Below are 14,086 nucleotides of genomic sequence, written 5' to 3'. Positions count from 1 at the left end.
CTCCGAGCAGGACATCTGCATGCCCAGGCGAGCGCTTTTGAAGCGACAGAAGCTGCTGCCTCGGACAGTAGCTTTTTCGACCTCCCCATTTTACCGGATTTCAGAGTAGAAAGCCCGTCTTATGAGGCCGGCACTGGGGCAAGCCGACATTTTCGGCTGTTTTCAGCACCAGAATGGTGCATTGCAGTGTCAATATTGGCAATTAAGCTACACCAGGCGGCGCCGCACGGCCGCCTCGTCGAGAAAATAATGACAGAGTTCGGGCTGCGCCAGGTCGCCAAACAGCACCGGCACCAGCTCGTCGAAACGGGCCAGCAGCGTGGCATCGGGCGAGGCATCGATATCGATCACGTCCACCGTGAACGGTTTTTCAGGTGGCTGCAGCAGGAGCAAGGCGTCGAGCATGTCCTGGCATAAATGGCAATAACTGCGGGAATAGAGGGTGAAGTGCATGAAGAAAGGGGAAAGGCATCCCTGCCGGAGCCGGGATGCGGGTGAATCAGCAACTTACTTGGCCGACGGACGCAGCGAAACGAATTGCGCCGTATCGCCACGGCGCACCAGCACGGCCGACGATTTCTTCGGATCGAGCTTGGCCACCAGGGCATTGAACTGCTTGGCATCTTTCACGGCAACATTATTCAATTGCAAGATCACGTCGCCAGGCTGCAGGCCGGCCAGGGCCGCCACGCCATCGGCATCCTCGACCAGCACGCCGGCGTCGATCTTCAATTCCTGCTTCTTCGCGGCCGGCACGTCGCTGACCTTCAGTCCCAGCGCATTGACGGCTTGCGCTTCCGGCTCCCTGGCGCCCTTCTTCGCCGTTTTCTCGCCTTCCAGCTCGACGACGGTGACGGGAATGTCCTGCTGCGCGCCCTTGCGCCAGACGGTGACCGTGGACTTGCCGTTGACGGCGGCGCCGCCCACCAGGCGCGGCAGGTCGGACGAACGCTCGATCGGCGCGCCGTTGAATTTCAGGATGATGTCGCCCGGCTTGATGCCCGCCTTGTCGGCCGGACCGCCCGGCTCCACCATCGACACTTGCGCGCCCTTGGCGTTCGGCAAGCCCAGCGATTCCGCCACATCCTTGCTCACCTCGCCGATCTGCACGCCGATGCGGCCGCGCACGACCTTGCCCGTCTTTTTCAGCTGCTCGCCCACGCGCATGGCTTCATCGATGGGCACGGCAAACGAAATGCCGTTGTAGGCGCCGGACAGGGTGGCGATCTGCGAATTGATGCCGATCACTTCGCCGCGCATATTGATCAGCGGACCGCCCGAGTTGCCGGGGTTGACGGCCACGTCGCTCTGGATCAGGGGCAGGTAGTCGCCCGTATCGCGCGATTTGGCGGAAATGATGCCGGCCGTCACCGTGTTTTCCAGGTTGAACGGCGAGCCGATGGCGATCACCCACTCGCCCACGCGTATCTTGTTCGAGTCGCCGATGGTCAGGCGCGGCAGGTTGCCGCCCTCGATTTTCAGCAGGGCCACGTCGGTGCGCGCATCGGCGCCGATCACCTTGGCCTTGAATTCGCGCTTGTCCGTCAGGGTCACGTAGACCTCATCGGCGCCATCGACCACGTGGGCATTGCTCAGCACGTAGCCATCGGCCGAGATGATGAAGCCGGAGCCCACGCCGCGTTGCACTTCCTGTTCCTGCGGCACGGCGCGGCGGCCGCCGCGCGGCGCCTGCTGGCGCGGGGTCGGCATGGCGCCGCCGAAGAAGCGGCGCAGAAATTCCTGCATTTCCTGCTCGTCCTGGCTACCGGCGCCAGCGCCGGGGCCGCCCATTTTCAGGCGCTCGGTGGTGCGGATATTCACGACGGCGGGGCCGACGGCGTCGACCAGGTCCGAGAAATCAGGCAGCTTCACAGCCGGCACGGCGGCCTGCGCCTGCGGCGCCAGCCCCAGCATGGCGGGAGCCAGAAACACGCCAGCGGTACCGAACAATAAGGCGGAAAGCGTCTTCACGGAAAACGACTTGCTGGCGGCACACATGTTTTTTTCATGGAAAGGATCTCTTCGAAGATATAAACGGATCAAAACGCGGATCAGGCGATTGCCTGCGTGCATGATTTGGCCACAATGACGGCACCTCAGGGACATCCACACCCGGCAGCGCGCATGGCAGCAACAATATATCGCAAAAGCAAGATATTGCCTGCACACAGTGTCAATCGTACCGAAGTCCAGTGTCAAGAGGGTGACGCGGGCGTTAAGCCTGGCATAAGATGGAAAGCAGCCCTGGCGCTAGCGCTGCGCCAGCGGTCCCGCCTCCAGCGGCTCGGCCGCACCGGTCGGCACGATGGCGGCGGACAAGGGCAGCACCGGCTCCGCATGGGCAACCGGGTCCTCAGGCGCCGCCTCGGCGGCCAGGCGGCTGGCCAGGCGCCCGTCGAACTGGGCGCTCAGCGCGTGGCCGCACTCCTCCGAGCGCAGCACGTCACCGATATGGCGATAGGCATTCCAGGCTTGCCGCCCCGATGGCGTATCGAGAGCGGCAAAAGCCAGTTCGAGTTCGCTCGCCGCCAGCTCGCCATCGGCCAGCGCGGAAATAGTCTCGTGCAATCGTGTATGCGTATCCATGATGGGTCCTGCCATTTCAAGAGGATCGGTGCGAAAACCGGACGCAGCCATGCCAACCTCATACTCCTCAGATTACCAGCGCTTGTCAATCGGCATGTCCAACAACGGTTTCAATTTCTCCGCAATCACTTCGCGCGCACGAAAAATCCGGCTGCGCACGGTGCCGATGGGGCACGCCATGATCTCCGATATTTCTTCATAGCTCAGGCCCTCGATTTCGCGCAGCACGATGGCCGTGCGCAATTCGATGGGCAGCACATCCATGGCTGCATTGACGGTGGCCGCAATCTGTTTGCTGGCCAGCACCGATTCGGGTGTATTGTTGTCGCGCAATTTATTGCCATCATCGAAGGACTCCGCCTGCTCGGCGTCGGCATCGCTGGACGTGGCGGCGCGCCTCCCCTGCGTGACGAGATAATTCTTGGCCGTATTGATGCCGATGCGATACAGCCAGGTATAGAAGGCGGCATCGCCGCGAAAATGGCGCAGCGCCCGGTACGCCTTGATAAAGGTTTCCTGCACCACATCTTCGGCCTCCGCCGGGTCATGCACAAGACGCGACACGAGACGCATCAAGCGGCGCTGATATTTCGATACCAGCACATCGAATGCCCGTTTGTCGCCAGCCTGCACCCGCTCGACCAGTAACTGATCATACTCGCGCTCTGTCCTCACGCCCAATGTCCCTGTAGTCATGCAGCGTGGGCGCCTGTATGGATATAGAGTTGGCCCGCTGCAAGAAGTTCAGTGTTCATCCCACTTTTATTCTTCCCCACTCCGCGCCGCGATGGCCCGGCACGCCACGGCCAGCGGACGGAAGGCGGGGCAACTGCCGCCGCGCTGCACCAGCACCTGCATGTGCCGCCCCGCGGCATCGGCCAGGCACAGCACCAGCAGCGACGGCCACAGGGTCGAGCCCGGCAACAGGCGCAGCCCTGACGGCGGCGCCAGCCCCGCGCCGGCCGGCACCGCCAGCCCGGCGGCATCCGTCCTCGACGTCCCGCCACGCTCCAGATATACCGCCAGCCGCAACTGGCCGACCGGCGAAATATCAAGCGCCAGCGGCTTTCTGCGCCTGCGCAGCAAAGCCAGCAAAAACACGCCGCCAGCCGCACTCAGCACTGCACCGGGCCAGCCCAGCGCATAGCCGCCCACCAGCTGGGCAGGCACCGCCGCAGCGCGCCACGCGCCGCTCAAGGGCCAGGCGGCGAGCAAGGCACACAGTCCCAGCACCGCTTGCAACAGGCGCAAACAGACAGGCGTGCGAATGACAGCCGCTACCGCGATCGACATACTTCATGGGAAAAAAGGCGCGCCAGCACCATGCCGGGCAAATTCAGGCGCCAACGAACGTTGGCGCCGAATCAGCGCTCACTACGATTTGACCGTAGCGAGCGCTTGAAAGTTCCTGCTTATTTCGCTTTACCGAAAATCAGCGTGCCATTCGTTCCGCCAAAGCCGAACGAATTCTTCACTGCATAATCGATCTTCATGTCCCGCGCCGTGTTGGCGCAGAAATCGAGATCGCAAGCCGGATCCTGGTTGAAGATGTTGATGGTCGGAGGCGACACCTGATGGTGCAATGCCAGGACCGTAAACACCGCTTCCAGACCGCCCGCGCCGCCCAGCAAATGGCCCGTCATCGACTTCGTCGAGTTGACGACCAGATTCTTGGCGTGCTCGCCGAAGGTGCGTTTGATGCCCATCACTTCCGCCACGTCGCCTTGCGGGGTCGACGTGCCGTGCGCGTTCAGGTATTGAATCTGATCCGCGTTCAAGCCGGCGTTGTTGAGGGCCGCGATCACCGATTTGCTGCCGCCGCTGCCATCTTCCAACGGCGAGGTCATGTGATAAGCATCTGCGCTCATCCCGAAACCATGCACTTCGGCATAGATCTTGGCACCACGGGCTACCGCGTGCTCGTAGTCTTCCAGCACCATGACGCCAGCGCCCTCGCCCAGCACGAAGCCGTCGCGGTCGGCATCCCACGGACGCGATGCCGTTGCCGGATCGTCGTTGCGGGTCGACAAGGCGCGTGCCGAGGCGAAACCGCCCAGGCCCAGCGGCGACACGGTCGATTCGGCACCACCGGCGATCATGACGTCGGCATCGCCGTACTCGATCATGCGCGCTGCGGCACCGATGCTGTGCAAACCGGTGGTACACGCCGTCACGATCGCCAGATTCGGGCCCTTCAGACCATATTTGATCGAAAGGTTGCCAGAGATCATGTTAATGATCGAGGCAGGCACGAAAAAGGGCGAGATACGGCGCGGACCGCGCTTTTCGTACTCGGACTTGGTTTCCTCGATCAGCGGCAAGCCGCCGATACCGGAACCGATGATCACGCCGATGCGCTCGGCGTTTTCCTCGGTCACTTCCAGGCCGGAGTCCTGCATCGCCTGGATGCCCGCAGCCATGCCGTAATGGATAAAGGTATCCATATGGCGGGCTTCCTTACCGGAGATGTAATCTTCGATATTGAAGCCTTTGACTTCACCGGCAAAATGCGTGGTGAATGGCTGTGCATCAAACTTGGTAATCGTGGCAATGCCGGATTTACCTTCAATGATTGCGCCCCACGCCTCGGCAATAGTATTGCCGACAGGTGAAACGCAGCCCAGGCCGGTGACAACAACACGACGGTTTTTAGAACGGCTCAAGCGATTCTCCTGAAGTCGGTCAGACAGGCTTAGGCCTTGACGTGTGCGGTGGCGTAGTCGATCGCCTGTTGCACGGTGGTGATTTTTTCAGCTTGTTCGTCAGGGATTTCCATTTCGAATTCGTCTTCCAGGGCCATGACCAGTTCCACGGTGTCCAGGGAATCGGCGCCGAGATCGTCGACGAAGGAGGATTCGATTTTGATGTCTGCTTCTGCAACGCCCAGTTGCTCAGCGACGATTTTCTTAACGCGTTGTTCGATATCCGACATGTTATGGCTCCAAAGTGTGTGTTACGGAAAGTGCGCGCATTTTATCAGGTTTGCGCGTCCGAATACTAATTTCGGTGTCTGCTGCTAATTCGACCGAAGCTGCTGCTAAAAGATGCGATTATAGACAAAAACGGCCGTTGAATCATGCCACAAACGCCCGCCCTGTCTAGCTTTCACATCAATTCATGTACATTCCGCCGTTCACGTGCAGGGTCGTGCCCGTGATATACGCCGCCTGCGGCGAAGCCAGAAAGGCCACCGCCGCCGCCACATCTTCCGGTTTGCCCAGGCGGGACAGGGGAATTTGCGTCAACAGGGCCGCGTGCTGCTCTTCGCTCAGGGCCTTGGTCATGTCGGTATCGATGAAGCCGGGGGCGATGCAGTTCACGGTAATGTTGCGGCTGCCGATTTCGCGCGCCAGCGCGCGGCTCATGCCTTCCACGCCGGCCTTGGCCGCCGCGTAATTCATCTGCCCCGGATTGCCCGACGAAGCCACCACCGACGTGATGTTAATGATACGCCCGGTTTTGGCTTTCATCATGCCACGCAGTACTGCGCGCGACAGGCGTCCGACGGCCGACAGGTTCGTCGAAATGACGCTGTCCCACTCCTCATCCTTCATGCGCATGGCCAGCTGGTCTTGCGTGATGCCCGCATTGTTAACCAGGATGGACAGGCTGCCGTAGGTTTTCTGCACCTCGTCGACGACGGCCGCGCAACGCGCCGCATCGGTCACATTCAGGACCAGGCCCTTGCCCGCCACGCCTTCGGCGGCCAGATAATCGGTGATCGCTTGCGCGCCGCTTTCCGAGGTGGCGGTGCCGACGACGGTGGCGCCCTGCTTGCCCAGTTCGGTGGCGATGGCGCGGCCGATGCCGCGCGAGGCGCCCGTGACCAGCACGACTTGATTTGCTAAATTCATGAGTTTCCTTAAGAGCAACCGCGGCAGGCAGGCTGCCGCGATCTGATGTTTATTTGAGCTGCATCAAAATACGTTCCAGCGATGCCTGGTCGACGATGGCGTCGCCCACCAGCACGGGATCGATGCGCTTGGCCAGGCCCATCAGGACCTTGCCCGGACCGCATTCGATCACTTGCGTAATGCCGTCGGCTGCCACTTTCTGCATGGTTTCCACCCAGCGCACGGGGCTGGCTGCCTGACGCACCAATGCATCCTTGATGCCGGCGACGTCGTTGACGATGGCCACGTCGACGTTGTTGATCAGGGCGATCTGCGGCGCGGCGAACGTCAGGCCGGCCATGTACTCGCGCAGGCGGTCCGATGCCGGTTGCAGCAGCGACGAGTGGAATGGCGCGGAGACGGGCAGCTTCATGGCGCGCTTGGCGCCCTTGGCCTTGGCCAGTTCGCAGGCGCGCTCGACGGCAGCAGTGTGGCCGGCGATGACGACTTGCGCAGGCGCATTGAAATTGACGGGCTCGACCACGAGGGCCGGGTTTTCCGCCGCTGCTTCCGCACAGGCGGCGCGCACGTCGTCGTCTGACAGGCCCAGCACGACGGCCATCGTGCCCTGCCCCACAGGCACGGCTTCCTGCATGGCTTGCGCGCGGAAACGTACGAGCGGCACGGCATCCTTGAACGAGATCACGCCGGCGGCGACCAGCGCCGAATATTCACCGAGGCTATGACCGGCCACGACCGTCGGCACGGGGCCGCCGGCCGCCAGCCAGGCGCGGTAGAAGGCCACGGCCGCCGTCAGCATCACCGGTTGCGTGTTGGTGGTGAGATCCAGCTCTTCCTTCGGACCTTCGGCGATCAGCTTGCCCAGGTCGCATTGCAGGGCATCCGACGCTTCGGCGACGGTTTGCGCCACCACGGGGTTGCCGGCAAAACCATCGAGCATCGCAATCGCTTGCGAGCCTTGGCCTGGAAAAACAAATGCAAATTGTGTCATGTCGACTCCGTTTTTTTAATAGTGTTGCGGGATTACATGCGCGCCAGCACGGCGCCCCAGGTAAAGCCTCCGCCCACGCCTTCCATCATGACGTTGTCGCCTTTCTTGACGCGGCCGTCGCGCACGGCGATGTCGAGCGCCAGCGGGATCGAGGCGGCCGATGTGTTGCCATGCTGGTCGACGGTGACGACCATCTTGTCCAGTGGCAAGCCGAGTTTCTTGGCCGTGCTGTTCATGATGCGGATGTTCGCCTGGTGCGGGATCAGCCAGTCGATCTGGTCCGACGTCATGTTGGCGTGCGCCAACGCTTCGTGCGCGACCTTTTCCAGCACGGACACGGCCAGCTTGAACACGGCCGGGCCATCCATGTACAGGAAAGCGCTGCCGGCCAGCGCGCCGCCGGCCAGGCTGCCGGGCACGCTGAGGATGTCCGAGTGGCGGCCGTCCGCGTGCAGCTTGGCGGCCAGGATGCCCGGCTCTTTCGACGCCGTCATGACGATGGCGCCGGCGCCGTCGCCGAACAGCACGCAAGTGCCGCGGTCGTCGAAATTGAGGATGCGCGAAAATACTTCGGCGCCGATCACCAGCACGTTTTTATGCATGCCCGATTGAATGAAACTGTCGGCCGTGGCCACCGCATACACGAAGCCGCTGCAGACGGCTTGCACGTCGACGGCGGCGCAGTTGTTCGTGATGCCCAGCTTGTTTTGCACGATGCAGGCCGTGCTGGGGAAGCTGCCGAAGAAATCGGGGGTCGAGCTGGCGACGATGATCAGGTCCAGGTCATTGCCGTTCAGGCCCGCCATGTCCAGGGCCTTTTTGGCCGCTTCCACGCCCAGGTCCGAGGAATTTTGCGACGGCGCCGCGTAATGGCGCGCCGAAATGCCGCTGCGCGAGACGATCCATTCATCCGACGTCTCGATGCCCTTGGCGGCGAGCTGTTCGGTCAAATCCTGGTTCGTGACGCGCTTCTCCGGCAAGTAGCTGCCGGTACCGATAATTTTGCTGTAAGTTTTGCTAAAAACAGTCATGCAAATACCCGTCCACTAAATGGTAGAGCTTGTTGATGTAGGTTCGTCCGGTACTGGCGTGCGCGGCATCAGCTCGGCGATCAGGCTGGCCAGGTGCGCTTGCACGTCATTTTTTGCCGCATCAAAGGCGCGGCGCAAGGCCCATTCGAAGGAATAGGCATCGGCGCTGCCATGGCTCTTGAAGACGAGACCACGCAAGCCCAGCAGGCTGGCGCCGTTGTAACGCGAGGGATTCAAACGGTTGCCGATGGCCTTCAGGGCCCCGCGGGCGATCAGCGCGCCCAGCATGGTGATCGGATTGCGCTTGAATTCGGAAGTGAGCACGTCTTTCATGAAGCGCGCCAGGCCCTCGATGGCTTTCAGGGTGACATTGCCGACAAAACCGTCGCAGACGACGATATCGGTCGTGCCCTTGAAAATATCGTTGCCTTCCACGTTGCCGTAGAAGTTCAGCGCGCCACGCTCGTGGTCGGCCTGCAGCAGCTTCGAGGTGAGTTTCACCACTTCATTGCCCTTGATATCTTCCGTGCCCACGTTCAGCAAGCCGATCGTCGGGCGTGCGATGCCTTCCATGGCGGACACGAGCACGGAGCCCATGATGGCGAACTGGTGCAAGTGATGCGGTTCGCAATCGACGTTGGCGCCCAGGTCCAGCATGTAGGTCGGACCGTTCTTTTGATTCGGCAAGATGCTGCAGATGGCAGGGCGGTCGACGCCGGACATGGTTTTCAATACATAGCGCGACACGGCCATCAGGGCTGCCGTATTACCGGCGGAAACGGAGGCTTGCGCCACGCCGCTCTTGACCTGTTCGATGGCCACGCGCATGGAGGAATCCTTCTTGCGGCGCAGGGCCACTTCCAGGGGATCGTCCATGGTAACTTGTTCGGAGGCATGCAATACCGACAGGCGCGGATGCGTGTCGGCTTTATGTTTTTTCAGTTCGGCACGGATCACGTCTTCCAATCCAACAAGGATCAGTTCGGCTTCAGGCTCATGTTTTACGAAGGAAATTGCTGCGGGAATAGTGACTGAGGGACCGTGATCTCCGCCCATGCAGTCGATAGAAATTTTGATTGTCATTTGTGTTGATTCAATACCGCTGCGGGCGTGCGGCAAGATGTGAATCGGACTGGAGCATATGCAGGGCGCAGCATGTCATGCACGCCTGAGCAAGCTTGATTCAAAATGACGGGTGCGCAAGATGAATTGCAGCCGATAAAAAAGAAGAAGCGGCGCCACGCCGAATAACCACGCAACACCGCTTTCATCTTACCCAACAAAAACGTCGATTACTCGTCGTTTTTGGTCTTCAACACTTTACGGCCACGATAGAAGCCGTTAGGGCTGATATGGTGACGCATGTGTGTTTCGCCGGTAACTGGCTCGACGCTCAATTGCGGCGCGACCAGAAAGTCGTGCGAACGGTGCATGCCGCGCTTGGAAGGGGTTTTCTTGTTCTGTTGAACTGCCATGATGACTCCTAATACATAAGTTCTAAAATTTTAGCACAATCGATTGGCAAATACATGCGAATCGAGTATCCCAGCGGCAAAGACTACCCGAAAACAGTCCGGACCGACATCGTTTATTACAATTACATTTCACTACACTTGCCATACTCGATTACTACACGCGTTTGACACGTTCTTTACAGGAAGCATAAAAAACCTACTGCGCTTCCCGCTATCGCCTCGGCGTTGCTCAGCGTACCTTCGTACGCTTGCGCTACTCAAGACGATATCGGGCCGCTCGCTACGGTTTTTTAAGGCTTCCTTTCTTACACTACTTATTCTGGCTTCAAGTCTTTCAGTGCCGCGAACGGCGACTTCTTTTCAGACTTGAGAGCATCGAGCTGCGCCGTATCGGGGCAGACGTCGTGTTTGGGTACCTGCGGCAGGGCCAGCAAGGCTTCATCTTCGATCAGGGCCGCGGCATCCATGCTGCGGCTGCCGACGATCACGTCGATCGTTTCATCGTTGATGATTTCTTCGATCTCGTCCGCGTGCTCGTCATCCTTGCCCAGCATCAGAACAGTCGAAGAATCAATTACGTAAGCATACGGAGTCAGGCAGCGCTGGCAAACCAGCTGAACGGTGCCGTTGACCGACAAGGTCAGTTGCGGGTAGCCCAGCTTGCTGGTGCCGCCGACGATCTTCCAGGCGATCTCGCCGGAACTATCTGCACAATCCTTGGTCAACCGGGTCATTTCAGCGACAGGAGTTACACCCTCGCGGCTCCCGCTGATACGACAAAAATCAAAGGCGTCGATCACAAAAGCATTCATTGGTAGAAAATTTCCCCGGAAAACCTGCGATAATAACAGGGTTTTTAGCACCGAGTCAAAGACTAAGCATCTTTTTTGACGCAATGATTGCCATAAACATGACATATTCATCAACACCGTCATGCCGCATGGAGCCTCAGTTATGGGCTCCGCGCCCTGGAATTTGCATGAAATTCCACTGACACCGACCAGTGCGGCCATGCCGGCCGCCATCCACTGCCGAATGATACCAACTTCCGCCCCATCGCGCTTGATTCTTGCATCGAGTTCGACCTACCGCAAGGAATTGCTGCAACGCCTGCGCCTGCCTTTCGAGGTGGCCGTGCCCGACCTCGACGAAAGCCCCCTGCCAGACGAAAGCCCCAGCGCCACGGCCCTACGCCTGGCCCAGGCCAAGGCGCAGGCCGTGCTCGACCGCTATCCTGGCAGTCTCGTCATCGGCTCCGACCAGGTCGCCACCCTGGACGGCGCACAGATCGGCAAGCCCGGCAACCATGCCAATGCCCTGCGCCAACTGCAAACCATGCGCGGGCGCCGGACCGTGTTCCACACGGCACTATGCCTGCTCGACGGGCGCCAGTCGCCCGCCGTGGCGCAGGTGGAAGACATCCAGACCCTCGTCACCGTGCGCGACTTGCCCGACGCGGAACTGGACGCCTACCTGCGCATCGAGCAGCCGTACGACTGCGCCGGCAGCGCCAAGAACGAGGGCCTGGGCATCGCCCTGCTCGAACGCATCGACAGCACCGACCCGACCGCCCTCACCGGCTTGCCGCTGATCGCCCTCACCGGCATGCTGCGCAAGGCGGGCGTGGCGTTTTTCACCCCTTAACCACCCTGGGGTCAGACCCGACGGGTCTGACCCCGGCCAATACAAAGCTAAGAATATGACCGGCACCCTGTACCTGATCCCCAACCACCTCGGCCTGTCCGATGGCGCCATCGACCCGCTGGCCCGCATCATTCCGGAGCAAGTACGGCAGATCACCTCGCAACTCGATTATTTCGTCGCAGAAAACGCCAAGACGGCGCGCGCTTTTTAAAATTGATCGGCAACCAGCATCCGCTGGCCAGGCCGCTGCAGGAAATCACGATTTCCGAACTGAACGTGAATACCCCGGCGCAAGCGCTGGCTGGCCTGCTGGCACCGCTCTTGGCGGGCCGCGACGCGGGCCTCGTGTCGGAAGCGGGCGTGCCCGCCGTGGCCGACCCCGGCGCCGACCTGGTGCGTCTGGCGCATCAGCACGGCATCAAGGTGCGTCCGCTGGTGGGACCGTCGTCGATCCTGCTGGCCGTGATGGCCAGCGGCTTGAACGGCCAGAGCTTCGCCTTCAACGGCTACCTGCCCACCGATGCGGCCCTGCGCGCCAAGCGCATCAAGGAACTGGAAAGCCGGTCGCGCAATGAAAAGCAGACACAGCTGTTCATCGAAACGCCGTACCGCAACGCCGCCATGCTCGAAGCCCTCGTGGCGCAATGCGCGCCATCGACCCTGATCTGCGTCGCCACCGACCTGAGCCTGGACTCGGAAAGCGTGCAGACGTGGAATGGCGGACAGTGGAAGAAACAATTGGCCTCTGGCAAGGCACCGGACTTCCACAAGAAACCGACCGTGTTCCTGTTGCTGGGACAGTAATCTCCCTCTCATAAAAAAACGCCACGGCTGCATCAACCGTGGCGTTTTTTATTGCAGCACCAACCGAGGACGACTATACGCGCCGTGTACCGGTGTTCTTTTGGCCGCCCTTGCCCGTCTCCAACACAAACTTTGCGCCATCGTCGCGGCCCAGCACCTTCACCAGGTACGGCATGACTTCGCGCAACATCGGTTCCAAGGTGTATGGCGGGTTCAAGATGAACATGCCGCTGCTGTGCAAGCCGAAGCCATCCGGCGACGGCGTGTTGACCGTCAGGGTCACATGCAGCCAGTCCGAGCTGGGCAATTGCTTGAGCTTGTCGGCGAACTGGCGCGATTCCATGCGCTGCAGCACCGGATACCAGACGGCGTACATGCCGGACGGGAAGCGCACGAGGGCGTCGGCCAGGGTGTCCTTGACCTTGCGGTAATCCATCTTGTCTTCGTACGGCGGGTCGATCAGCACCAGCGCGCGGCGCGATGGCGGCGGCAGCAGGGCCTTCAGGCTCTGGAAGCCGTCCGCCTTGGTGATGAGCACGCGCTTGCCGCGCACGGTGGGACGCTCGCCCTGGGCCAGCGCATGCGCCTCGACCTTGCGGAAGTTGTCGGCCAGAATCTTTGCATCGGCAGGGTGCAGTTCGAACAGGCGCAAACGGTCTTGCTCGCGGCTGACCTTGTCGGCGCAGTACGGCGAACCCGGGTAGTAGCGCATCTTGCCGCTCGGATTCATTTCCTTGATCAGCTTCATGTACTCGGCCAGCGAGGCCGGCCAGTCCGTGCGGTCCCACAGGGGCGCGATGCCCGTTTCGTACTCGGCATTTTTCGAGGCATAACCGCCGTCGAGCGCGTACACGCCCGCGCCGGAGTGGGTATCGATATAACTATAGGCGGTATCTTTTTGATTCAGATATTGCAACAACTGAATCTGCACATAATGCTTCAACACATCGGCGTGATTACCCGCGTGAAAGGCGTGGCGGTAACTCAACATAAGCTGGCTAATTCCATAATAAAAATAAACAAAGGCGGGAGCGCTGACACCGGGCAGGGCATGAGAACAGACTGGAGGGGTCAGGCTGCGGGGCCAGGAAACAGCATGGACCAGCGTAATCAGCGCGCAATTATCAGCATTATCCACCAGAAAGGTGTATTGCATCAAAAAACACCCATAAACAAGCTCATGCATTCTCGGGACCGCGGGGGCCGGGCGCGGTAGAATACGCGCATCGGGCGCCCCGCGTCCATCCGCCTACCAACTAGATACAACCATGCACAGCCTGACCCTCACGACCGATAACCGCGCCGACGTCGCGGCAGCCCTGGCCGGCCCGCGCTGGACGGTGGCTTGCCTGTGTGCGCTATGGTGCGGCACCTGCGGCAGCTACCGCGCCACGTTCGAGGAACTGGCCGCGCGCCACCCGGACGTCGCCTTCGTCTGGATCGACATCGAAGACCAGGCCGACGTGGTCGGCGACCTCGACATCGACAACTTTCCCACCCTGCTGATCCAGCACGAGGATAACGTGGCCTTCTTCGGCACCGTGCTGCCCGACGGCGGCCTGGCGCACCGCATGCTGCAGGCGCAGCAGGCGCTCAGCGCCGGGGAACTGGCGGCGCTGGCCGCCAGCACGCAGGAACGGCGCGACTGGCAGCGCGACTGCAATCTGCGTCATCTGCTGGCCGCCACGCTGGCCTGATCCA

The 14,086-nt window shown here is 60.9% G+C and carries 16 protein-coding genes and 1 pseudogene; 3 read left to right on the top strand and 14 right to left on the bottom strand.

Features of this window, described 5'->3' with window-relative positions:
* Positions 1-207: 207 nt before the first annotated feature.
* From ACRHIG_RS13175 to ACRHIG_RS13115, 13 genes are all read right to left on the bottom strand, one after another.
* Positions 208-453 (bottom strand): glutaredoxin family protein, encoded by a 246-nt coding sequence (locus ACRHIG_RS13175; protein ID WP_489630418.1) that lies wholly within the window; start codon positions 451-453, stop codon positions 208-210.
* Between the two features lie 54 nt (positions 454-507).
* Entirely contained in the window at positions 508-1,998 is a 1,491-nt protein-coding gene (locus ACRHIG_RS13170) for a DegQ family serine endoprotease (RefSeq protein WP_489630417.1), read from the bottom strand.
* Between the two features lie 252 nt (positions 1,999-2,250).
* Positions 2,251-2,586: an RseA family anti-sigma factor gene (locus ACRHIG_RS13165; protein ID WP_475415301.1), complete on the bottom strand. Its 336-nt coding sequence runs from the start codon at positions 2,584-2,586 to the stop codon at positions 2,251-2,253.
* A 72-nt stretch (positions 2,587-2,658) separates the two neighbouring features.
* Positions 2,659-3,282 carry an RNA polymerase sigma factor RpoE gene (gene rpoE / locus ACRHIG_RS13160; RefSeq protein ID WP_070223871.1) on the bottom strand — a complete coding sequence of 208 codons (624 nt, stop codon included), beginning with the start codon at positions 3,280-3,282 and terminating at the stop codon, positions 2,659-2,661.
* Between the two features lie 66 nt (positions 3,283-3,348).
* The gene (locus ACRHIG_RS13155; RefSeq protein ID WP_489630416.1) at positions 3,349-3,819 is read right to left on the bottom strand and encodes a hypothetical protein; all 471 of its coding nucleotides are present in this window, start codon (positions 3,817-3,819) and stop codon (positions 3,349-3,351) included.
* 179 nt (positions 3,820-3,998) lie between these two features.
* Complete coding sequence (gene fabF / locus ACRHIG_RS13150) at positions 3,999-5,249, bottom strand: beta-ketoacyl-ACP synthase II (RefSeq protein ID WP_326455852.1); 1,251 nt, start codon at positions 5,247-5,249, stop codon at positions 3,999-4,001.
* Positions 5,250-5,278: 29 nt separating this feature from the next.
* Positions 5,279-5,518, bottom strand: a complete 240-nt coding sequence (gene acpP / locus ACRHIG_RS13145; RefSeq protein ID WP_008449912.1) for an acyl carrier protein — start codon at positions 5,516-5,518, stop codon at positions 5,279-5,281.
* Positions 5,519-5,696: 178 nt separating this feature from the next.
* Complete coding sequence (fabG, locus tag ACRHIG_RS13140) at positions 5,697-6,440, bottom strand: 3-oxoacyl-ACP reductase FabG (RefSeq protein WP_035820245.1); 744 nt, start codon at positions 6,438-6,440, stop codon at positions 5,697-5,699.
* 49 nt (positions 6,441-6,489) lie between these two features.
* Complete coding sequence (fabD, locus tag ACRHIG_RS13135) at positions 6,490-7,431, bottom strand: ACP S-malonyltransferase (protein ID WP_489630415.1); 942 nt, start codon at positions 7,429-7,431, stop codon at positions 6,490-6,492.
* Between the two features lie 32 nt (positions 7,432-7,463).
* Complete coding sequence (locus tag ACRHIG_RS13130) at positions 7,464-8,462, bottom strand: beta-ketoacyl-ACP synthase III (protein ID WP_489630414.1); 999 nt, start codon at positions 8,460-8,462, stop codon at positions 7,464-7,466.
* 15 nt (positions 8,463-8,477) lie between these two features.
* Entirely contained in the window at positions 8,478-9,545 is a 1,068-nt protein-coding gene (gene plsX / locus ACRHIG_RS13125; RefSeq protein WP_102294926.1) for a phosphate acyltransferase PlsX, read from the bottom strand.
* 209 nt (positions 9,546-9,754) lie between these two features.
* On the bottom strand, positions 9,755-9,937 hold the full coding sequence (rpmF, locus tag ACRHIG_RS13120; RefSeq protein ID WP_034749653.1) for a 50S ribosomal protein L32: 183 nt from the start codon (positions 9,935-9,937) through the stop codon (positions 9,755-9,757).
* A gap of 314 nt (positions 9,938-10,251) precedes the next feature.
* Positions 10,252-10,749 carry a YceD family protein gene (locus ACRHIG_RS13115; RefSeq protein WP_086140344.1) on the bottom strand — a complete coding sequence of 166 codons (498 nt, stop codon included), beginning with the start codon at positions 10,747-10,749 and terminating at the stop codon, positions 10,252-10,254.
* Positions 10,750-10,972: 223 nt separating this feature from the next.
* Between ACRHIG_RS13115 and ACRHIG_RS13110 the strand changes: the two genes are divergently transcribed.
* Entirely contained in the window at positions 10,973-11,581 is a 609-nt protein-coding gene (locus tag ACRHIG_RS13110; protein ID WP_489630413.1) for a Maf-like protein, read from the top strand.
* 55 nt (positions 11,582-11,636) lie between these two features.
* A pseudogene (locus ACRHIG_RS13105) lies at positions 11,637-12,385 on the top strand (SAM-dependent methyltransferase).
* A 73-nt stretch (positions 12,386-12,458) separates the two neighbouring features.
* Here ACRHIG_RS13105 and ACRHIG_RS13100 read toward each other — a convergent pair.
* Positions 12,459-13,376 carry a 23S rRNA (adenine(2030)-N(6))-methyltransferase RlmJ gene (locus ACRHIG_RS13100; protein WP_092714677.1) on the bottom strand — a complete coding sequence of 306 codons (918 nt, stop codon included), beginning with the start codon at positions 13,374-13,376 and terminating at the stop codon, positions 12,459-12,461.
* A gap of 277 nt (positions 13,377-13,653) precedes the next feature.
* Between ACRHIG_RS13100 and ACRHIG_RS13095 the strand changes: the two genes are divergently transcribed.
* Positions 13,654-14,082, top strand: a complete 429-nt coding sequence (locus tag ACRHIG_RS13095; protein ID WP_489630412.1) for a thioredoxin family protein — start codon at positions 13,654-13,656, stop codon at positions 14,080-14,082.
* Positions 14,083-14,086: the final 4 nt, after the last annotated feature.

It is taken from the genome of Janthinobacterium sp. C22, from assembly GCF_057919405.1.
Note: the sequence above shows the minus strand (reverse complement) of the source record. Positions and strands in the feature narration are given on the sequence as shown.